This window comes from Psychrobacillus sp. NEAU-3TGS, from assembly GCF_029955155.1.
Classification (GTDB): domain Bacteria; phylum Bacillota; class Bacilli; order Bacillales_A; family Planococcaceae; genus Psychrobacillus.
On sequence record NZ_JAPNOZ010000012.1, the window covers coordinates 494,833 to 516,114 of the forward strand.

Below are 21,282 nucleotides of genomic sequence, written 5' to 3' on the forward strand. Positions count from 1 at the left end.
TGTTATTCCCCCTCTCTTATTTTTTCGCAAGTACAGTTTGCTTCTTTTCTTGCTTTGCAGAAGTAGCTAAAAATGCCTGCATTGCCGCTGCATCATCTGTCAAACCATTGCGTTTTAAATCGGCAATTTTAGTAAGCATCAATTTGTAATCATTCGGTACTACTTTTACGAACTTTTGAACAAATACATCCCACTGATCCAGTATGTTCATCGCTTTCGTGCTCTTTGTGTAATAGTAATGATCCATTATTAATTGGCGAATTTCATGTCTTTCTTCCGAAGAATCGATTCGTTCCAATCCAATCATTTCCATGTTGCATTTTTGTTTAAATCCGTCCAAGTTATCATCAACAAGTACATACGCAATTCCGCCGGACATTCCTGCGCCGAAATTCTTTCCAACATCCCCTAGTATGACAGCACGACCACCCGTCATATATTCACATCCGTGATCCCCAATTCCTTCTACAACAACATCTACTCCGCTATTGCGAACTGCAAAGCGCTCCCCAGCACGACCATTTATAAATGCAGTTCCACTTGTTGCACCGTAAAGCGTAACGTTTCCAGCAATCACATTTCCTTCAGCAGACCCTTTTAGCGGCGCTGAAACTATTAGTTTTCCTCCAGATAAACCTTTGCCAAAATAATCATTCACATCCCCTGTTACATACATCGATATCCCTTTTGGAACAAATGCACCGAAACTTTGCCCAGCTGCCCCTGTAAATCGAAGGGTGATCGAATCCTCCGCTAACCCTCTAGCTCCATACAATTTAGAAATTTCGCTTCCGATGATCGTTCCTACTACACGATCTGTATTTGCGATTGGATAATTTAAGTCCACTTTCGATTCGCTTAAAATTGCATGCTCTACTTTTGGCAACAATTGTGTTAAATCAAAAGTTTGTTCTATTTTATGATTTTGAACTGTTTTAAACGTTCGAGTTCCTTCCGGTTGATAAAGAAGGGCCGATAAATTCAGCTGTTTCGCTTTCCAATGCTCTTTTGCACGATCGCTTACTTCTAGCACATCCGTACGCCCTACCATTTCTTCTACCGTTCTAAAACCAAGCAATGCCATATATTCACGTACTTCTTCTGCTACAAATTTCATAAAGTTAACAACGTAATCTGCACTTCCAGTGAATTTATCACGGAGCTCTGGATTTTGAGTCGCAATACCGACTGGACAAGTATCTAAATGACAAGCCCGCATCATGACACATCCTAAGACGATAAGTGGAGCAGTGGCAAAACCGTATTCCTCAGCACCGAGTAGAGCAGCCATTACAACGTCTTTACCAGTCATCAATTTCCCATCCGTTTCGAGTCTGACTCGATCACGAAGTCCGTTTAACATTAACGTTTGGTGGGCTTCGGCAAGACCGAGCTCCCACGGAAGCCCGGTATGTTTTATACTTGTTTTAGGAGAGGCACCAGTTCCTCCGTCATATCCACTAATAACAATGACATCTGCCGCACCTTTAGCAACACCTGCTGCGATTGTTCCAACACCTGATTTAGCAACTAATTTCACACTAATCCGTGCAGCTCTATTTGCATTTTTTAAGTCATGAATTAATTGCGCCATATCCTCAATCGAATAAATATCATGATGTGGAGGCGGAGATATTAATCCAACTCCAGTAGTAGAACCACGAACATCCGCTACCCATGGATAGACTTTATTGCCAGGTAACTGGCCCCCCTCTCCCGGTTTTGCTCCTTGCGCCATTTTGATCTGCAGCTCATCTGCTTGCACTAAATAATGACTTTTTACACCGAATCGACCAGATGCAATTTGTTTAATAGCACTGCGACGATTATCTCCGTTTGGATCTAGTTCATAGCGGCTTGGATGCTCTCCACCTTCCCCACTATTACTTTTCCCACCAATTCGGTTCATGGCAATTGCTAGTGTTTCATGAGCTTCTTTGCTTAGTGAACCAAATGACATCGCTCCTGTTTTAAACCGTTTAACAATCGAATCTACTGACTCCACTTGATTTAACGGGATACGTTCAGCATCTTTTTTGAATGTCAATAAATTACGTAAAAATCCGATCCGTTCTTCGTTCGCCATTTCAGCATATTGTCTATACAATCCATAATCCCCTCTACGAGTAGCCCACTGGAGCGTATGAATTGTTTTCGGATTGAACGCATGGTGTTCTCCTGTGCTTCTCCACTGAAAATCACTACCCGATTCTAAAGAAGCCTCCTTCGATTGGTGTGCTGCTTGATATCGTTTATTTGCTTCCTCAGCAATTGTTTCTAGATTGATTCCACCTATTTGAGAAGCCGTTCCTGTGAAATAACGATCAATCACTTCTTTACTAATGCCTACCGCTTCAAAAACTTGTGCACCGCGGTAACTTTGAACAGTGGATACTCCCATTTTAGACATTACTTTGACGACACCATCAGCTATCCCTTTACTATATTTCGCTACAGCTTCTGTGTAGCTTGTCGTAATATGCCCATTTTCGATTGCTTCTGCAATCGTTGCGTAAGCAAGATATGGGTTGATCGCATCTACACCGTAGCCAATTAGCGCAGCGAATTGATGTACCTCTCTTGCCTCTCCAGACTCCACGATAAGACTTACTTTCGTTCGATTCCCTGTGCGTAGTAAATGCTGGTGTAGACTGCTCGCTGCGAGTAATACAGGAATGGTTGTATGATTTACGTCTGACTGTCGGTCGGATAGGATAAGCAAGGTTATTCCCTGCGCTATATATTCATCCGCAATTTTAGTAATAGTAGCCAAATCGTTTTCTAAGTCTTCTGACATATCGAGATAGATTGTGGCACTTTGAAAATGTTTTGACTTCATGCCTACTAGTTGTTTCAGTTGGGAATTGGTTAAAATCGGCGTATCTAAAAAGATGCGTTTGCTATTTTGTTCTGCCGGTTGCAGTAAATCTCCTTCTGCCCCAAGCAATGTCATCGTCGAGGTGACAATATGCTCTCTGATTGAATCGATTGGAGGATTCGTAACTTGTGCAAATAGTTGTTTAAAATAATTAAATAGCGATTGTGGTCGATCCGATAACACGGCTAGTGGTGTATCGCTACCCATTGATCCAATTGGGTCTTTCCCATCTAGAGCGATCGGAACGATATATTTTTGAATATCTTCATATGTGTAACCAAAGGCTTTTTGCTTAAATAAAAGATCCTCTATTAGCTCCGGTTTTTCATTTTCAGCTGAAATCGTTACTAAATTATCGTTTAACCACTTTTTATACGGTAGTGCATTTGCCATATCGGATTTAATTTCTTCGTCTGAAATAATACGTCCTTGCTCCAAATCGACAAGTAACATTTTTCCTGGACTTAAACGTTCTTTGATTAAAATATTGTCTTCCTCTACATCTACTACTCCTACTTCAGAAGAAAAAATAATATAATCATCTTTTGTCACATAGTAACGAGCCGGACGTAATCCATTTCGATCTAATATAGCTCCAATTTGCTTACCATCTGTAAATGAAATGGCAGTTGGTCCATCCCAAGGCTCCATCAAGCTGCTGTGATAGGCATAGAAAGCCTTTTTCTCCTCACTAATATGTGGGTTTTCTGTCCAAGGCTCCGGTATTAACATCATCGCTGTATGGGCAGGTGTTCTACCGGCAAGTACAAAAAATTCAAAAGCATTATCAAGCATAGAAGAGTCACTTCCGTTTGTATCGATAATAGGTAATAATTTAGGAAGATCTTCTCCAAATGCTTTCGATACAAATTGTTGTTCACGTGCTTTCATCCAGTTAATATTTCCACGTAACGTGTTGATCTCCCCGTTGTGAACAATATATCGGTTTGGATGAGCTCTTTCCCAGCTAGGAAAAGTATTTGTACTATAACGGGAATGTACTAACGAAAATGCAGACATAAATAACTCATCTTGTAGATCTAAGTAAAATAGATCCACTTCTTCAGGGGTGAGCAATCCTTTATAAACAATTGTTTGACTAGAAAGACTCGCGCAATAAAATTTCTGCTCTTGTTGTTGCGCCCAATGCTCCACTTGTTTTCTGATGACGTATAATTTCCGTTCAAATGCAAGAGAGTCAGTTGTATTTACTGCTTTAATGAATACTTGACGAACGACTGGTACTGTCTCTTTTGCTTTTTCACTTAAGCATTCTGCATTTATCGGCACCGTTCGCCAGCCGATAAGCTCTTGCTCCTCTGCCGCGATTGTCTCGTTTATCTTTTGCTCAATCGCTACGCGTTCTTCCGTGTTATTTGTAAAAAATAGCATTCCTACGCCGTATGCCCCGCTTTCCGGCAAATTCCATTTGTTACAAACAACACGAAAATAGACATCTGGAATTTGTACCATTAAGCCAGCACCATCCCCAGTTTGACCATCGCTGCCTCGCCCTGCACGGTGATCTAGTCTGCATAACATCTCTAAACCTTTTTTGACAATGTCATGTGTTTGCTTACCTTTTATATGTGCATATAAACCTATCCCACATGCGTCATGTTCAAACGCAGGATCGTACATGCCTTGTGCTTTTGGTATTTGATGAAATGTCATGTGAATCCCTCCATCTTCTAGAAAAACTAACTTAGGAATATTGTATGTTTTCAAACTAATACAAACAATATATAATTTGGATATAAATCATCTATATTTTAGATAGATTAGGAGGAAACGATGGAAATACGCCAGTTGAGGTACTTTATCGAAGTAGCCGAACGGGAACATATTTCGGATGCGGCCATTCATTTGCATGTGGCTCAGTCAGCAGTTAGCAGGCAAATCGCCAATTTAGAAGACGAGCTTGGGGTCGAATTATTTGAACGTGTTGGGAGAAATGTGAAACTGACACCAATAGGGAAGATTTTTTTAGAGCATAGTATTTCTGCGTTACAAGCAATCGATTATGCCAAAAAGCAAATCGAAGAATACTTGGATCCGGATAAAGGGACTATTAAAATAGGCTTTCCTACTAGTTTAGCGGGCCATTTTTTGCCGACTGTTATTTCCGCATTTAAAAAAGAATACCCCCATGTCGCTTTTCATTTGAGACAAGGGTCTTATCATTATTTAATAGATGCTGTGAAAAATAGAGAGCTGAATCTTGCATTCCTAGGACCTCTTCCGCCTAAGGATCATTCGATCAACACATCCATTTTATTCACCGAAAATTTTTCGGCACTGTTGCCCACTTCTCATCGATTGGCAAAACGAGAGAAAATTCATTTAAAGGATTTGCTAGAAGATGATTTTATTTTATTTCCAGAAGGATATATATTACGCAAGATTGCACTAGATGCCTGTAATTCCGTAGGGTTCACTCCCAACACCTCTTCCGAAGGAGAAGATATGGATGCTATAAAAGGATTAGTTGCAGCCGGTATGGGGGTAAGCCTTCTACCAGAAAGTTCTTTCTATAATGCGACACCACGTTTTACAGTGAAGCTACCCATTGAATCACCGATTATTAGAAGAACAGTCGGCATCATTAGCCCAGCAACTAGGGATTTGTCTCCTTCTGAAAAGGTGTTTCATCAATTCGTTGTTCGTTTTTTCGCTGTACTTGGACAGTATCAATAAGAAAAGCGCAAGAGCCTATGTCTGCCCCGACAGGTAAATGGGGATGTAGGTAGGTCTGCAAAGTGCGCCACATCGTGCGGGCCAAGGAGGCAGTTCCCCAGCCACCACAAGCGATTTTGTTTGCGACGAGCTTGCACAGGAGCAGCTTTTTCCCATTTGCCCTCGAGGGGCAAGGCGCAGCTAGATCGACACTGAGTAAAAAGTATATACTTTCTTATCTTTTGAAAAAGACAGGAAATCGCGAGTTTCACGATTCCCTGTCTTTTATTAGTTTTTATGAAAAAATATACTATAGAACACTCAACTTTTCATCTTTTAAATCACTTATGAACATACAACCAGGCGCATGTGTTATCATAATCGAAGGCTTGCTTTGCATTGCAACCGCTTGTGGTGTAACTCCACAAGCCCAAAATACAGGGACTTCTCCTTCTTTAATCGTTACGGCATCTCCAAAATCCGGTTTTTCAATATTCGAGATTCCAATCTGTGAAGGATCTCCGATATGAATTGGAGCACCATGCACACCAGGGAATCGAGAAGTGATTTGAATGGCACGAATTGCATCTTTATGAGACATCGGACGCATACTTACTACCGTCGACCCTTCAAAAACTCCTGCTTTTTCGCACGCAATATTTGTTTTATACATAGGCACATTACATTCTTCCTCGATATGCCTGATTGGAATACCGGCTTCAAGTAAAGGTGTTTCGAATGTGAAACTACAGCCGATCAAAAATGCGACCATATCATCTTCCCAGTATTCTTTAATATCCGTAACCTCATCTGTAAATACACCATCTTTATATATACGGTATTTAGGAATATCCGTTCGAATATCTGCTTCGTTGCCAATTAAACTTGGCGTATATGAACCTATCTCCGTTACATCCACTAAAGGACAGGATTTTGGATTTCGCTGACAAAACAGCAAAAAGTCAAATGCATGTTCTTTCTTTAAGATAGCTAAATTCGCTTGTGTATAACCTTTTGCCATTCCAGCAGTGGGACCAGTAATTTCTCCAACACGTATTTTAGCACGCAAGTCATTTGGCGACATTGTTTCAAAATTTAACATGTTTATCACACACTCCTCGTTATTTAAATAGCAATGGAATTTGTTCAATTAGCGTCATAATACCTAACACTCCCATTATAACCACTACTAATCCCCCCGTGATCGTTAACCAAAGTGGATGCTTATAATCGCCAACTATATTTTTCTTATGGGCAGCTACCAACATGGTTCCAAGCGCTAACGGTAAAATTAGTGCATTTAGCGCACCAACAAGAAGGAGAATATTGACCGGACGTCCGACTAAGGCAAATGTTAGAGTCGATAGTAAAATGAATAATATAATAATCCAGTTATGGTATTTTTCAATCAACGGATGGAATGAACGGATAAATGAAACAGATGTATAAGCTGCTCCTACAACAGATGTGATTGCTGCAGCCCACATTATAACACCGAACATTCTAAAACCAATCTCTCCAGCTGCGAGTTGAAAGACGGATGCCGGTGGATTTGCCGGATCAATTGCCAATCCTTGACTAACGACACCAAGCACTGCTAGAAATAGAGCAATTCGCATAATTCCTGTCACAGCAATTCCAGTTACAGAACTTTTTGTCACCTGTGGTAACGATTCCACACCTTTTACTCCAGCATCTAAAAGACGGTGCCCCCCTGCAAAAGTAATGTATCCTCCAACAGTACCACCAACAAGCGTTACTATAGCGAATATACTTATTTCGGATGGAGCAAATGTATTGATAACTGCTTCTCCAACCGGCGGTGATGTGATAAAGGCAACATACACCATTAATAGAATCATGACAAAACCTGCAACTTGAGCAACTTTATCCATTGCTTTTCCTGCTTCTTTTACAACAAATATAAAAATCGCAAACGCCGCACTTATAATAGCCCCTGTAATCGGGTCCATACCAAGCATAGCATTTAAACCAAGTCCTGCTCCAGCAACATTCCCAATATTAAATGCTAGTCCACCCATTACGATGAGAATTGCTAAAAGTACTCCTAAACCCGGTATTACTTTGTTAGCAATTTCCTGACCACGTAAACCTGAAACTGCGATGATTCTCCACACATTCACTTGGGCAAAAACATCGAGTAATAAAGAAATTAATATAACGAATCCAAAACTAGCTGCAAGCTGCTGAGTGAAAACCGTTGTTTGTGTTAAGAATCCTGGTCCTATAGCTGATGTAGCCATTAAGAATGCTGCACCAAGTAAGACACTTTTTCCGACTTTCTTATTTGTATTAGCTGTTTCTATTTTTTGCTTTGTCATACCAATTCTCCCCTTATTCGAACACTGCGGAAACTACAATACTGTTACTCTCCAAAGTTTCTTTAATATATTTTGCAAAAGATACAGCGTGTTCCCCATCCCCATGAATACAAACCGTATCAGCGTTTATCAACACTTCTGTATGTTGTTGAGAAATTACTTTTCCTTCAGTGACCATTTTAACTACTTGTTCAACGGATTGGTCTTTATCCGTTATAAGTGCATCCGTTTGTTGTCGAGACGTAAGCGATCCATCTGACTGATAAGTACGGTCTGCAAATACTTCATGGGCTGTATGTAAACCAATTTTTTCTCCAGCAGCCGTTAATTTACTACCTGCTAAACCGAATAATACTAATTTAGGAGAAACATCGTATACCGCTTGAGCTATTGCTTTGGCGAGCTCCGAGTCTTTAGAAGCCATATTATACAAAGCTCCATGAGGCTTTACATGTTGCATCCGCTCTCCAAAAGTAGCTAAAAACCCATTTAAAGCGCCAATTTGATAAACAACGAGGTCATAAGCTTCTTGAGGAGTTATATTCATTTCCCTTCTACCAAATCCATTTAAATCCGGTAATCCAGGATGAGCTCCTATCTTTACGCCATTTTCAATTGCTAATTTGACAGTTTCCCTCATCACACTTGGATCTCCCGCATGAAATCCACATGCAATATTTGCGGAAGTTACATATTTCAATATTTCTTTTTGTTCTCCTAGTTTATATCGACCAAAACTTTCTCCAAGGTCACAATTTAGATCTACTCGAAACATTCCTATCCCCTCCTGAAGTAAATAATTGTACTCCTAAAACTTTTCACAACACCTTTAGTTCCGAATAATGGAACTTATGTTTTGAAACATAAAACAATTTTAGCACAGTTGGATTTTTCTGAATAGATACTATTTTGAGTTTGCTATATTTAACGGTAAGATATTTTTAACTTGTATTTTGTTATTAGAGAATTATAATTATTACTATAATTCATTTTTAGGAACTGAAGTACCAAATTGCGAAACTAAAGGAGCTGTTTTTGTGCCCCATCAACAGATAAAAGCCACCATGAAACCATTGGGAGATTCTGCACTAATCGTACAGCTTGGGGAAGGTATGAATCCAACTATTCACGAAAAAGTGAAGAACGTTTCAGAACTATTAACCAATCATCCATTTGAAGGGTTCATTGAACTGGTGCCTGCTTACAATAATATAACCGTCTATTACAATCCATATATTGTACATACGTCACAATTAGGTGCATCAACTGCTTTTGTAAAAGTAGCTAACCATATAAACCATTTAGTCGAGCAAGTTAAGAGCAGTAAAAATGAAAGCCCAAGAACTGTGTCCATACCCGTATGTTACGGAGGAGAGCTGGGACCTGATTTAGAAAATGTTGCCCAGTATCACAATATGACTCCTGAAGAAGTTATTCAAATTCATTCGGGAGAAGAATGCCTAGTTTATATGCTAGGTTTCGCTCCTGGTTTCCCTTTTATGGGTGGAATGGATACTCGCATTGCAACACCCCGAAAAGAAACGCCTAGGTTATCCATACCGCCTGGATCTGTAGGCATTGCTGGTAAACAGACTGGAATATATCCGCTGGAAACTCCTGGAGGATGGCAAATTATTGGTAGAACGCCACTAGATTTGTTTCTACCTAAAATGTCTCCCCCAACTTTACTTCAACCAGGAGATCAGATTAAATTTGTTCCTATTTCTCCTAGTGAATACTTAGAGTATAAGGAGATGAAACAATGAGTATAAAAGTGTTGCATTCAGGGCTGCTAACAACAGTTCAAGACATCGGAAGATACGGTTACCAAAAGTATGGAGTTATTGTTAGTGGTGCAATGGATAGTTATTCTTTACGCCTGGCCAACATTTTAGTTGGCAATAAGGAGAACGAGGCTACTCTCGAGATTACTATATACGGAACTACTCTTCAATTTGAAGAAGATATGTTAATCGCCATTACAGGAGGAGATTTTCTTACGACGATTGATGGAACAATTGCTCCTTTATGGCGTCCTGTGCTCGTAAAGAAAAATTCTATCTTAAAGTTCCATTCAGCCATTAAAGGAAGTCGTGCCTATATCGCTTTTGCAGGCGGCATAGATATCCCGCAAATGATGGAAAGCAAAAGTACATATATCCGAGCAAGTATTGGAGGATTCCAAGGCAGAGCTCTGCAAAAAGGAGATAAACTAAACATCGGTGTAAAAAGTACCCTTAGTGAAGCACTTCTCCAACATCTAGATGATAAAAATATCCCTTGGTCCGTTAATTTCAATGAACTAATAAACTTCAAACAAGAACCGATCATTCGTGTACTAGAAGGCACGGAGTTTGATCGGTTTGACAAAGAAAGCCAGCAAACATTTTTTCAAGAGCCCTATACATTAACAGTTCAGTCCGATCGCATGGGATATCGTTTAGAAGGTCCTTCTCTCTCCCTTTCGGAAAAATTCGAACTATTATCAGAAGGTGTGACATTTGGAACAATTCAAATCCCTCCTAGTGGTCAACCTATCATCCTCATGGCAGACAGACAAACTACTGGTGGCTATCCTAAATTTGGACAAGTAATTTCTGCCGACTTACCGAGTTTGGCACAGCTCCAACCAAGCTCTACCATACGATTTAAGGAAGTGTCATTGAAAGAAGCGGAGACTGTTTTACTAAAAAATGAGCAGTTCATACATAACTTAAAGACTGCTATACACTACAAATTGTTTCATTAATCAAAAAAAGTCCTCTAATCTTGCTAGAGGACTTTTTCTTATCTAATATAGCCTAGTTTTTCGGAAATCTCATTTGCAGCTGCAATTATTTTTTGGGAGAAAACCGCTACATTTGCATTCTGATAATTCGCTTCAATTCCAGCGATACTAATTCCAGCAATAACTTCCCCTTTATAATTAAAAATAGGTGCTGCGATTGCTGATGTATGATTTTCTAATTCTGAATGACTAATAGTATAGCCATTAGTTCTTGCACTTTGGATACTTTCTATCAATTGTTCTTTGTCTATAATTGTGCCTAAGGCGAAAGGTTCTAGTTGGATATTTTCTAAATAACTATCTATTTCCTCCTCTTGCAAAAATGACAATATAACTCTTGAGCAAGCCCCGGCATATAACGGACTTCTTCTTCCAATCGCAGTATACAAACGTACTTTTTGAAAAACATCGACTTTTTCAATATAAATCGCTTCATCACCTTGTTTAACGATGAGATTAATCGCTTCTTTTAACTCTTTATGTAATTCTTGCATAATAGGATAGGCAATTCGACGAAGATCTAATCTCGAGGAAACCAGATTTCCGTAAGTAAGAAAAAGAAGACCTAATCGATATTTTGAATCAGCTCCCTTTTCTATAAACCCCATTTCCTCTAAAGTTAAGAGCATTCGATAAACCGATGTTTTGGGAATGCTCGATAATTCAATGATATCTTGAAATGACAACGCAGCATTGTCCATAAACAAGTTTAAAATATCCATGGAACGGACAACTGTTTTATTTTTCATATGCTCTCCTTTATTTTATTATTTGCTTTTCTAAAGCTAAGAAGCTCATTATTCCCTCGATAATTAACGATAAAGATACTTAACCCAACCATTACTAATCCAATCAGGAGCAAATAAGTAACTGGTTCGCCTAAAAAAACAACTCCTAAAAATACGGCGATAATTGGGACAAGAAAAGTAAAAGCACCAACTTTACTTGCCTCCCCTTCATTAATCAGCTTGTAATAAATAATATAGGCTAATGGAATGCCAAAAACAGCGCCAAAACTGACACCAAATAAGTATCTACCATTCCATAAAATATCCGACCAACTTTCAAAAATAGTGCCGGTCCCTAATAAAAATGCCCCGCCAATGATTGATTGTAATGAAACCATCCAATAAGCATCTAATCGATGGCTTACTTTTTTTACATAAATTACACCAAAAGCCCAACATACCGCAGTCACTAAGCCTAAAGCAACTCCAATTACAGAAACATGAAAAGTTAATCCATCCAGACTTACAACGACGATACCGAGAAAACCAATTAATAGACCGATTATCTTAACCGCATTCATCTGTTCCCCTAACCAGATCCACGCAAACAAACCTAAAAGCACCGGTTGAAAATAAACAAGAATGGAAAACAATCCACCAGGTAAATAATTGAGCCCCACCGTTTGTATACCGAAAAACAATATCGTATTAAATAAAGCCGTAATACAATACAAACGCCAATTTTCACGCCAATTAATCTTATCTAGTCGTTTCAACAAAATAATTCCTAGTAAAGTTCCACCGATGACAGCACGCATTCCTGCAAACAATAAAGGTGGAGTTGACGGTAATGTATATTTATAAATCGGCCAACTTGCACCCCATAAAAAAACAAGAAATAAAAGTAACACAGTAGAATTCGCCCAAATCTTTTTCAACACAGCAACTTCCTTCCCCTTTGTACCCACTCTATTACTCCACTATACACCCAAAAAATAAAACAGCCTACTAGATTTTTTTCTACTTAAAACATGTTGCATACTGTTTTCAGTTAATTATTATAACACTATCGATATATTATTAAGAATTATCCCACTAATCTAGAATTTTCACGATTTAGTGTGTTAAAATGAATAAATGTTTAAATTAAATTGGAGGTTGGCATCAATATTATGCAAGTTACAAACACAAAATCCATTCACGTAGAAAATGTACTCATTGCACATCAATTTTTAAAGGATGTGGTTGTACATACCCCATTGCAAAAAAATGACTACTTATCAGAAAAATACGGTGCGACCATTTATATTAAACGAGAAGATTTACAACATGTTCGTTCTTTTAAACTAAGAGGCGCCTATTACAAAGTTAAAACAATGGAACGAGAAGCCAAGGAAAAAGGAATCGTATGTGCAAGTGCTGGAAATCACGCACAAGGCGTAGCTTATGCATGTGCCCAATTGCGAATATCCGCTAATATATTCATGCCGCTAACAACACCAAAACAAAAAATTGACCAAGTGAAAATGTTTGGTCGTGAGTATGTGGAAATCACCCTTGTAGGCGATACATTTGATGATTCTGCTGCGAGCGCAACTGCTTTTGCGGAAACTGAAAATAGAATTTTTATTCATCCATTCGATGACCTAGATATCATCGCAGGTCAAGGTACAGTGGCGGTAGAAATCATGAATGATATTGAAGAGCAGATGGATTATGTATTCGGCAGCATTGGCGGTGGCGGACTAATAGCCGGAGTTTCTACCTATATAAAGAATCTCTCCCCTTTTACGAAAATAATTGGTGTGGAACCAGCCGGAGCTGGAAGCATGAAAGCTGCTCTGGCCAATGAAGGACCAGTTGTGCTTGAGACAATCGATAAATTTGTAGACGGTGCCGCTGTACAATGCGCTGGTAATTTAACATACGAAACATGTAAAAAATACGTAGATGATATCTTACTCGTACCAGAAGGAAAGGTTTGTACAACTATTTTGGATCTATACAATAAACACGCAATTATCGCAGAACCAGCTGGCGCACTACCGATTGCCGCACTCGACTTTTATAAAGAAGAAATCAAAGGAAAATCAGTTGTATGCGTCATAAGTGGTGGTAATAACGATATTGGCAGAATGCAAGAAATCAAAGAAAAATCGCTTATGTATGAAGGACTACTCTATTACTTTATCGTGAATTTCCCACAAAGAGCAGGTGCACTCCGCCAATTTTTAGATAAAGTGCTTGGACCAGAGGATGATATCACAACATTTGAATATACGAAGAAAAACAACAAAGAAAGCGGTCCAGCTCTAGTAGGAATCGAATTAAAACATAAAGAAGATTATGATGGTCTTATTTCCCGATTAACTGAGAATGGATTTTCGTACAAAGAAGTAAACAAGGACAGCACATTATTTGACCTACTAATTTAACGATGGCTGCTGTATTAGCATTTTACTTCTTTAGTCAGATAAACCAGAATAAATAGTAAATAAAAACTATTAAAATGTCACATTTGATTTCTAGCAATATTTCCACCAGTTTGATATAATAATTATTGAATTATAAAGATTCTAATCTAGGAGGAATTATTAATGCCGGAAAATACAAACAACAACAAATTAACGACTGCTGCAGGCGCTCCTGTAGTAGACAACCAAAACTCGATGTCTGCTGGTAGAAGAGGTCCCCTTTTACTTCAGGACGTTTGGTTATTAGAAAAACTTGCTCACTTTGATAGAGAAGTAATTCCAGAGCGTCGTATGCACGCTAAAGGTTCTGCTGCATACGGTAAATTCACTGTAACAAATGATATTACAAAATATACGAAAGCAGCAATCTTCTCAGAGGTCGGAAAAGAAACAGACATGTTCGTACGTTTCTCAACTGTAGCTGGTGAACGTGGAGCAGCTGACGCAGAACGTGATATTCGCGGATTCTCTATGCGTTTCTATACAGAACAAGGAAACTGGGATTTAGTTGGAAACAACACACCAGTATTCTTCTTCCGTGATCCACTTAACTTCCCGGATTTAAACCATGCTGTTAAACGTGATCCAAGAACGAATATGCGTAGTGCAAATAATAACTGGGATTTCTGGACTTCCCTTCCGGAAGCACTTCACCAAGTAACAATCGTTATGAGTGACCGCGGTATTCCAGCAACTTATCGTAATATGCACGGTTTTGGTAGCCATACATTCAGTATGATTAACGCGGACAATGAACGTGTTTGGGTGAAATTCCACATGCGTTCTCAACAGCCAATTGAGAATTTAACAGACCAAGAAGCGGAAGAATTAGTAGGAAAAGACCGCGAAAGTCACCAACGTGATCTATTAGAAAATATTGACCAAGGTAACTTCCCTAAATGGAAAATGTACATCCAAGTGATGACAGAAGAACAAGCAAGAAATCATCCTGACAATCCATTCGATTTAACAAAAGTTTGGTACAAAGGAGATTATCCATTAATCGAAGTTGGAGAAATGGAACTAAATCGTAACCCAGAAAACTACTTTGCAGAAGTAGAACAAGCAGCATTTACACCTGCAAACGTAGTGCCTGGTATTAGCTTCTCTCCAGACAGAATGTTACAAGGCCGTCTATTCTCTTATGGAGATGCACAACGTTACCGTTTAGGTGTTAACCACCACCAAATTCCAGTTAACCAACCAAGATGCCCTGTTCACTCTTTCCATAGAGATGGAGCTATGCGTACGGATGGCAACCTAGGTGCAACACTTCATTACGAGCCAAACACTTATGGTCAATGGAAATCACAACCGGAATTCAAAGATCCTGCGCTAGCACTTGATGGCCCAGCAGATATTTATGACTTCCGTGAAGATGATGATAACTATTTCGAACAACCAGGTAAATTATTTAGATTAATGAGCCCTGAGCAACAACAATTATTATTTGATAACACTGGAAGAAACATGGCAGGTGTCGACAAACACATTCAGTTGCGTCACATTACTCATTGCTATAAAGCAGATCCTGCTTATGGTAAAGGTGTAGCAGAAGCTTTGGATATTCCATGGGGCGAAGTAGAAGCTGCTTTAGCTTTCGCTGACTAATATAGAGTAACAAAAGCACCGCAATTTTGCGGTGCTTTTTATAATTTTCCTTCTTTCTAAACTGACTTTTCCTATGCAGTGAAATCTTTCATAATTTCCACTACTTCGATTTCCCCATCAATTAACAATTCAGAAAGCTCGTTTTCTACATTTCCATGCCAATATTCTCTAGCTTGTTCTATTTTTTGAGAAAAGGAAACCCCATCCTCTTTTGGCAATCGGTTTCCTTCTCCCTCAAAAAAATTACCATTAACTTGAAGTTTAACAATCTGTAAAACCTTCCGATTATAACTATCAAATAGTGCTTTCCATTTCATTACATCTTCATAGGTTTTTGTGGCATATAAACATGACAGTCTTGAAGGATATTGTGGATATTCTTGAAGCCTGACCATTTCAACAATTACCTCTCTTATCGCTCTTATTGTTTGATTTGCATAGTTAATGGTTACATCCGCATTTTCTTTATTCAGGGATAAGCCAGCATTTGAATAATTCTCTTGTAAAATCTGAAAAAAATCTTTTCCTTTAGCATTCATTTGTTCTCTCTCAAAAAAGAAATGATATAAAGAATTTTTTTGCTTCTTATCAAAGCTAATTATTTGACCTAGCCTCATTTTTTTCCTCGTTACAAGATGATAAACATACAACTCATTCTCTTTCATGATCATTCCCCTATCTGTCTTTGCTTAGTTCACTCAATTACCTCTGTTGGTGTTGTTTCTTTTAAAATAATAACGCCATCATAGGCCTTATTGGGTACCATTTCAATCGTATAAAACATTTTTAATAGCTTTTGCCAAGAACGAAAATCGTCCCCCACGTTCACCATTTTTTGTTTACTTTTTATAATGTCTAACAATTCCTTTGACTCACTTGCTATTTCAAAATCGACGTAAAAGATAGCTGGCTCTACTTCACGAAATGCATCAACCAAATCATTATGATTCTTTATCTTATAATTCTTTCGTTTATCTGATCCGCGGTTTAAGGCTTGAAAATTACTATTCATTAAGTCAGTACCGATTGCAAAATACTTGGCCCCATATAACTCATCTAAATAATTGCCCATCGATTTATAACCAGCTAATGAAGCCGACGTTTTTTCGATATGCCCATTATGTCCGGAGAAGAATACCTTATCATTACCACGAGCCGCTTCCATTTCAACAATCCATTGCAAATTGTCTGCTAAGAACTGATCACGTAGTTGTTGGTAATCCCCCTCATTTAAAAATAGCTCTGTTCTTTGTTTCATTAGTTGGGCGTATTGGAAAGCAAAGGCAAACATATCCGGCGATGAATATTCGATATATGCAACTTTATTTGATTGCAGTTCTGAAATGATATGATCTAGTACTTCATCAATTTCTTTCAGTTGCTTCGTTGATAATGTTCTCATCGTATCATTTGAAGCAAATTCTAGTTGAGTTGTATATTGTTGTTTAGCATCCTTGTTGACAACTTCGTAAAAGTCAAGCAGACCTTTTTTACTGTAATCATATCGCTGCATATCATTTCCGTAAAAATATAGTTTTTCATCGCTACTAGCCGTAGCGTTATAATCATGCATCCATTGAACAAGATCAATCATTTGCTCCGTTTTATAAATGCTATAATCAAGTGCGTTCACGGCTTCTTCTGCAGAACCTATTCCCTCTAAAATGAACTGATTAATCTCCTGTCCGCCACCAAAGTCCCCTTCTATTACAAAAACACGAACTTGTTCATTTTTAATTAGTGCTTCAAATACATCCTTTTTCAACTTCTGAAGCTCTACATTTCCATGTGTTGCCTCTCCCAAGCCGATTATTGTTACATCATCTGGAATATTAATTTCTTTTACAGATGAAATATATTTTTCGGCTTCATCAAACACTTTATCGTTATTGCTGCACGCCGATAAAACAATCATGAGACAAATACTAGCCAATAAGAAAGGTTTCTTTTTAGAAAAATACATCTTCAAATCCCCTTGTTTATTATTATTCTTTTAACATGGAATACTTTCGATAAGCTTTATAGAAACTGCTAGCAAAGAAAACAACCATAAGAGCGGGAAGTAACCTCAAAAGAGCAAATGGAGTTTCAAATAAAAATGCTTTCCAAAATAAGGAGCCTTCCATACTCCAAAGTCCTTCCGCTAAATATAAACCTGAATCCTTGTAAAGCGTATAAGAAAAAAACAAGAACACTATAGCTAAACTAGCTGAATAACCCATCCATCTTTTATAATAATTACTCGTTGACTCTCGATCTGAGAAGATTTCATTTTGGTTATCCTCTTCTTTTTGCCAATAACGAATTCCTCCTAGCCAAGGGCCATCTATATAACTCCAACCGAAGTCTTCGTATATCCCTCTATAATCTTTAAACTTTTGCTTTGATAAATAATCTTGATAATCCAGTCGCATCACATATCTCTTGTCGGTTTTTTCAAAAGTGTATATACCTAATCCACTAATATTTGTACAACGATAGCCCTTTTGTAATTGCTCGTTCAGCCATTGCTCTTCTTTTTCAATATCAAAAAACGTCTTAAGCTTCTTCATTTGATTCACTTCCTTCGTACAAGGATAAAATATGCAATAACCTGTTTTGTTCCATTTTTAAAGTGGCACTTCCTTCCTCAGTTATCATATAAACTTTTCTCCGACCTGACTCTCCAACAGGTTCTATCCAACCATGCTTATTCAAGTTTTCTATCGCACCGTATAATGTGCCAGCTGCTAAAATAACAGTACCGTTACTTATCTCCTCAATCTTCTGCATTACAGCATAGCCATGGAGCGGCTCACGCAAGGCCAGCAAAATATAATGCATCGTTTCAGACAACGGCAATAATTTATGTTTCATCTTCTCACCCTCTATTCAGTTCGACTATATAGTTCAACTTAATAAAAAGATAATACAGTTCAACTGAATAGTCAACAATATTTTCATAATTCATAAAAGAACTATACGTAAAAAGTTTGATAACAAGGAAGAACAATCTAAAAAGCCGCTTCTCTTATGTAAGGGAAAACGACTTTTTGGGTATTCTTATTTAATTAAATTCAAATGAAATCCATTTTTGAAAAGTGTGACAGATAGGTTTTTAATTAATAGGTCAGCGTCACAAAATTTTAAGTGAAGAAAAAGTGATAAATCATTCCTACAATAAATCCTAGTAATCCAGTTATTATATATGTATTACCGCTGCTTTTCTGTTTTTCTTGTTCCGCATATAAAGGCCTGCCATGATAAATCCAAGGCAATACACCAGTAAAATAAATAGTAAAATAGGCTTCATATTCTCACCCTACCTCTAATTTTAAGCTTCTTTCAGCCGATTAAGACAGTTATTGTTTCAAACTTTTCTTACTAATATTTTAGAGATCCCCATCATTAAATCCCGTTGACAATACAACGTTTAGTGGAAATTTTGTAGGATTTTCATCTAAATACGTATTGGCAAAAATAATAGTTGATGAGATTGCTAAAAACAATCCCAATTCAAAGTCTATTTCTAAAAAGTTATAACAGCGTTTTGGTCATGATAAAGTCAATTTGTTCTTCATCCCCCATAAAAAAAGAATGGGTTCCAGTTTGAACAAAGCCCATTTTTTTATAAAAAGCAATGGCATTGTCATTTTTCTCCCATACACCTAGCCAGATCTTCTTTTTTGTACTTTCCTGCGCAATTTCCAACGCTTTATTGAACAGGTATTTACCAAGCCCGTGTTTTTGAAATTGGTTCTTTATATAAATCCTCTCGATTTCAATTGAATCGTCACCCATTTTTTCTGACTGAGCATCATTCATATTGACCTTTAAATATCCTGCGATTTCATTATTGAAATAAACAAAGAAGAATTGGGAAGAAGTATTAGATAATTCTTTTTCTAATTGACATAGATTAAATGCTTTTTGCAAATAGGTGTTCATATTTTCTGGTGAATTCTGATGCTTAAACGTTTCATTAAATGTTTCATAACTAACTTCTTGTAATTTGCTAGAATCTTTAATTGTACATTTTTTAATATGTATCGTCATATAACTCGAGTGCCCCTTTATATATTCAATAGTTTCTCTTATTTCCCTTTTTAACAAATTCCCAGTCTTTTTCTATATTTCTTCTCACCCTTTGAAGGAGATGGAAAATAATTTCTGCTTCACTCTCGGAAAATCCCTCTAAAGCAATGGTATTCGAATAATCGTTTTCACTTTTTATAAAAGGATAAACATTTTTCCCTTTTTCTGTTGGAAAGAGTTTTTTAATTTTTTTGTTATGTTGATCTTCTCTTTTTTCAATAAAACCATTAAATTCTAGTTTTTTTATCGAGCGAGCTGCTGTTGTTCGATCTACCTTTATCATCTCAGCTAACTTTTCTTGAATGATTCCTGGGGATTCACATATTCGCACAAGATATAAATATTGTCCTTTTGTAAGCTCATATTCTTTAAATTCTATATTGCTTACCGAATCCAATGCCCTTGCTATCATACCAATTTCACGAAGAATATCCTTCATAATAAACTCCTTGCTTTGCTTTTTATTGTAAATACAACATTTATTATAGATTAAATTTACCCTATTTTTGTTGCATTTGCAACAAATAGAATTGTATACAATTCTATTTCTAAAGAATCACCTGAGCCCCCTCTACTTCTTCAATAGGATGTTAAAAAGACTTTCCCTCTAGATATTTTAGAAGATTCAACAGCATCCACCGCTTGTTTAATATTGGCTAGATCGTATTGAGAATCAAGGGACATCAAATGCATTTTTTTGTCTTCTATTAGTCTTATCAAACAGTTAAAGGTTTCTTGCCATTTATTTGCGCAGACATTTTTATTCCAATTTCGTAAATGAAATATATTAGCATTCACCTTTGCTCTTTTTACAATATCCGCCCAGTTCACTTGTACTCCTGATAGAAGACCAATAGTTAGAAAATGACCATTTGGTTGCACACAAAAAGCTAAGTCGTTTCCAGATGAGCCTCCAATAGAATCAATAGCAGCATCTGCACCTATGCCATTTGTCAAATCCATAACCGTTTCATATAGCGGATTTTGAGATGTATCAATCACAAAAGAAGCACCTAAATCAAGTAATTCCGCAGTATGATTGTCATTTCTAGTAACAGCAATCAATCGAAAACCTAAAACTTTTGATAATTGAGCAAAAATACGACCAATAGAAGAACCACATGCATTAACCAATAAAACATCAGCTGGTTTTAACTTTAATACTTCATAACAAACTACCATTGCTGTAATTGGATTAATATACATCTGTGCTGCGGTAATATCATCAATAGAGTCAGGTATAGGAACTGCAAATTCTGAAGATGTTTTAACATATTCCTGCCATGTGCCTTCTCCTCGCAATGGCAAAATACGTTTACCAATTAGATGACGAGAGACTAATGGTCCTACATCTTCTACAATACCCACACCTTCATATCCCGGGATATTCGGTAGAGTAATTCGATGAGCATATGCTCCTCTAATCGGTATCAAGTCAGAAGGATTTATAGGCCGTGTTAACATTCGAACTAGTACTTCTTGTTCCATTGGTGATTCAATGATTTTATTTTCAACTTTTAAGACGTCTTTAGGTCTACCAAATTCATGAAACTTAATACATTTTGCATCCAAAACTTTACTTCTCCTTCAATTAAATTTATTTAAATATTTATCTTCAACTTAACTTCTAGGTAAAAGGAAACCATTTATTACTTCTATGATTCTTTCTACTCCCTATCATTTATATTGGATAACGAGTTTTATTATATTG

At 37.5% G+C, this 21,282-nt stretch carries 18 protein-coding genes; 5 read left to right on the forward strand and 13 right to left on the reverse strand.

The window, feature by feature from the left end; translation table 11 throughout:
- Window positions 1-16: 16 nt before the first annotated feature.
- On the reverse strand, window positions 17-4,552 hold the full coding sequence (gltB, locus tag OR571_RS18800) for a glutamate synthase large subunit (protein ID WP_282245071.1): 4,536 nt from the start codon (window positions 4,550-4,552) through the stop codon (window positions 17-19).
- A gap of 120 nt (window positions 4,553-4,672) precedes the next feature.
- On the opposite strand from gltB, the gene gltC reads away from it, so the two are divergent.
- On the forward strand, window positions 4,673-5,575 hold the full coding sequence (gltC, locus tag OR571_RS18805; protein WP_282245073.1) for a glutamate biosynthesis transcriptional regulator GltC: 903 nt from the start codon (window positions 4,673-4,675) through the stop codon (window positions 5,573-5,575).
- A gap of 289 nt (window positions 5,576-5,864) precedes the next feature.
- On the opposite strand, the gene OR571_RS18810 is transcribed toward gltC, so the two are convergent.
- The 3 genes from OR571_RS18810 to OR571_RS18820 are packed head-to-tail and all read right to left on the reverse strand — an operon-like array spanning window position 5,865 to window position 8,671.
- Window positions 5,865-6,656: a putative hydro-lyase gene (locus OR571_RS18810; RefSeq protein WP_481900414.1), complete on the reverse strand. Its 792-nt coding sequence runs from the start codon at window positions 6,654-6,656 to the stop codon at window positions 5,865-5,867.
- A gap of 19 nt (window positions 6,657-6,675) precedes the next feature.
- Complete coding sequence (locus OR571_RS18815; RefSeq protein WP_282245074.1) at window positions 6,676-7,896, reverse strand: NRAMP family divalent metal transporter; 1,221 nt, start codon at window positions 7,894-7,896, stop codon at window positions 6,676-6,678.
- A gap of 13 nt (window positions 7,897-7,909) precedes the next feature.
- On the reverse strand, window positions 7,910-8,671 hold the full coding sequence (locus OR571_RS18820; protein WP_282245076.1) for a LamB/YcsF family protein: 762 nt from the start codon (window positions 8,669-8,671) through the stop codon (window positions 7,910-7,912).
- A gap of 289 nt (window positions 8,672-8,960) precedes the next feature.
- On the opposite strand from OR571_RS18820, the gene pxpB reads away from it, so the two are divergent.
- On the forward strand, window positions 8,961-9,662 hold the full coding sequence (gene pxpB, locus OR571_RS18825; protein ID WP_481900424.1) for a 5-oxoprolinase subunit PxpB: 702 nt from the start codon (window positions 8,961-8,963) through the stop codon (window positions 9,660-9,662).
- Window positions 9,659-10,645: a 5-oxoprolinase subunit C family protein gene (locus OR571_RS18830; RefSeq protein WP_282245080.1), complete on the forward strand. Its 987-nt coding sequence runs from the start codon at window positions 9,659-9,661 to the stop codon at window positions 10,643-10,645. Before pxpB ends, OR571_RS18830 begins: the two co-directional genes overlap by 4 nt.
- A 38-nt stretch (window positions 10,646-10,683) precedes the next feature.
- Here the strand turns inward: OR571_RS18830 and OR571_RS18835 are convergent, their stop codons facing one another.
- Window positions 10,684-11,433 carry an IclR family transcriptional regulator gene (locus OR571_RS18835; RefSeq protein WP_282245082.1) on the reverse strand — a complete coding sequence of 250 codons (750 nt, stop codon included), beginning with the start codon at window positions 11,431-11,433 and terminating at the stop codon, window positions 10,684-10,686.
- Window positions 11,430-12,350, reverse strand: a complete 921-nt coding sequence (locus tag OR571_RS18840; RefSeq protein ID WP_282245084.1) for a DMT family transporter — start codon at window positions 12,348-12,350, stop codon at window positions 11,430-11,432. The genes OR571_RS18835 and OR571_RS18840 overlap by 4 nt, the downstream gene beginning before the upstream one ends.
- A gap of 234 nt (window positions 12,351-12,584) precedes the next feature.
- Here OR571_RS18840 and ilvA point away from each other — a divergent pair, with 234 nt between their 5' ends.
- Together ilvA and OR571_RS18850 are read left to right on the forward strand one after the other, a co-directional pair.
- Window positions 12,585-13,847, forward strand: coding sequence for a threonine ammonia-lyase IlvA (gene ilvA, locus OR571_RS18845; protein WP_282245086.1), 1,263 nt, complete (start codon window positions 12,585-12,587; stop codon window positions 13,845-13,847).
- A gap of 162 nt (window positions 13,848-14,009) precedes the next feature.
- Window positions 14,010-15,497, forward strand: coding sequence for a catalase (locus OR571_RS18850; protein ID WP_282245088.1), 1,488 nt, complete (start codon window positions 14,010-14,012; stop codon window positions 15,495-15,497).
- Window positions 15,498-15,568: 71 nt separating this feature from the next.
- Here the strand turns inward: OR571_RS18850 and OR571_RS18855 are convergent, their stop codons facing one another.
- The 7 genes from OR571_RS18855 to OR571_RS18885 all read right to left on the reverse strand — a co-directional run bounded on the left by OR571_RS18855 (window position 15,569) and on the right by OR571_RS18885 (window position 21,143).
- A complete protein-coding gene (locus OR571_RS18855) occupies window positions 15,569-16,162 on the reverse strand; it encodes a DUF2441 domain-containing protein (RefSeq protein WP_282245090.1) in 594 nt (197 codons plus the stop codon).
- Window positions 16,163-16,191: 29 nt separating this feature from the next.
- Window positions 16,192-17,460 (reverse strand): erythromycin esterase family protein, encoded by a 1,269-nt coding sequence (locus OR571_RS18860; protein ID WP_282245091.1) that lies wholly within the window; start codon window positions 17,458-17,460, stop codon window positions 16,192-16,194.
- Window positions 17,461-17,482: 22 nt separating this feature from the next.
- On the reverse strand, window positions 17,483-18,049 hold the full coding sequence (locus OR571_RS18865; protein ID WP_282245092.1) for a DUF2812 domain-containing protein: 567 nt from the start codon (window positions 18,047-18,049) through the stop codon (window positions 17,483-17,485).
- Entirely contained in the window at window positions 18,036-18,353 is a 318-nt protein-coding gene (locus OR571_RS18870; RefSeq protein ID WP_282245093.1) for a PadR family transcriptional regulator, read from the reverse strand. Before OR571_RS18870 ends, OR571_RS18865 begins: the two co-directional genes overlap by 14 nt.
- 660 nt (window positions 18,354-19,013) lie before the next feature.
- A complete protein-coding gene (gene paiA, locus OR571_RS18875; RefSeq protein ID WP_282245094.1) occupies window positions 19,014-19,532 on the reverse strand; it encodes a spermidine/spermine N(1)-acetyltransferase in 519 nt (172 codons plus the stop codon).
- A gap of 25 nt (window positions 19,533-19,557) precedes the next feature.
- Window positions 19,558-20,010: a MarR family winged helix-turn-helix transcriptional regulator gene (locus OR571_RS18880; RefSeq protein WP_282245095.1), complete on the reverse strand. Its 453-nt coding sequence runs from the start codon at window positions 20,008-20,010 to the stop codon at window positions 19,558-19,560.
- Between the two features lie 140 nt (window positions 20,011-20,150).
- Window positions 20,151-21,143, reverse strand: a complete 993-nt coding sequence (locus OR571_RS18885) for a zinc-dependent alcohol dehydrogenase family protein (RefSeq protein WP_282245096.1) — start codon at window positions 21,141-21,143, stop codon at window positions 20,151-20,153.
- Between the last annotated feature and the right edge of the window lie 139 nt (window positions 21,144-21,282).

What these genes read in the sequence shown, in the direction of transcription:
- gltB (WP_282245071.1), bottom strand. Translation starts at nt 4,552, where the DNA reads ATGACATTTCATCAAATACCAAAAGCACAAGGCATGTACGATCCTGCG.
- gltC (WP_282245073.1), top strand. Translation starts at nt 4,673, where the DNA reads ATGGAAATACGCCAGTTGAGGTACTTTATCGAAGTAGCCGAACGGGAA.
- OR571_RS18810 (WP_481900414.1), bottom strand. Translation starts at nt 6,656, where the DNA reads ATGTTAAATTTTGAAACAATGTCGCCAAATGACTTGCGTGCTAAAATA.
- OR571_RS18815 (WP_282245074.1), bottom strand. Translation starts at nt 7,896, where the DNA reads ATGACAAAGCAAAAAATAGAAACAGCTAATACAAATAAGAAAGTCGGA.
- OR571_RS18820 (WP_282245076.1), bottom strand. Translation starts at nt 8,671, where the DNA reads ATGTTTCGAGTAGATCTAAATTGTGACCTTGGAGAAAGTTTTGGTCGA.
- pxpB (WP_481900424.1), top strand. Translation starts at nt 8,961, where the DNA reads ATGAAACCATTGGGAGATTCTGCACTAATCGTACAGCTTGGGGAAGGT.
- OR571_RS18830 (WP_282245080.1), top strand. Translation starts at nt 9,659, where the DNA reads ATGAGTATAAAAGTGTTGCATTCAGGGCTGCTAACAACAGTTCAAGAC.
- OR571_RS18835 (WP_282245082.1), bottom strand. Translation starts at nt 11,433, where the DNA reads ATGAAAAATAAAACAGTTGTCCGTTCCATGGATATTTTAAACTTGTTT.
- ilvA (WP_282245086.1), top strand. Translation starts at nt 12,585, where the DNA reads ATGCAAGTTACAAACACAAAATCCATTCACGTAGAAAATGTACTCATT.
- OR571_RS18850 (WP_282245088.1), top strand. Translation starts at nt 14,010, where the DNA reads ATGCCGGAAAATACAAACAACAACAAATTAACGACTGCTGCAGGCGCT.
- OR571_RS18855 (WP_282245090.1), bottom strand. Translation starts at nt 16,162, where the DNA reads ATGAAAGAGAATGAGTTGTATGTTTATCATCTTGTAACGAGGAAAAAA.
- OR571_RS18860 (WP_282245091.1), bottom strand. Translation starts at nt 17,460, where the DNA reads ATGTATTTTTCTAAAAAGAAACCTTTCTTATTGGCTAGTATTTGTCTC.
- OR571_RS18865 (WP_282245092.1), bottom strand. Translation starts at nt 18,049, where the DNA reads ATGAAGAAGCTTAAGACGTTTTTTGATATTGAAAAAGAAGAGCAATGG.
- OR571_RS18870 (WP_282245093.1), bottom strand. Translation starts at nt 18,353, where the DNA reads ATGAAACATAAATTATTGCCGTTGTCTGAAACGATGCATTATATTTTG.
- paiA (WP_282245094.1), bottom strand. Translation starts at nt 19,532, where the DNA reads ATGACGATACATATTAAAAAATGTACAATTAAAGATTCTAGCAAATTA.
- OR571_RS18880 (WP_282245095.1), bottom strand. Translation starts at nt 20,010, where the DNA reads ATGAAGGATATTCTTCGTGAAATTGGTATGATAGCAAGGGCATTGGAT.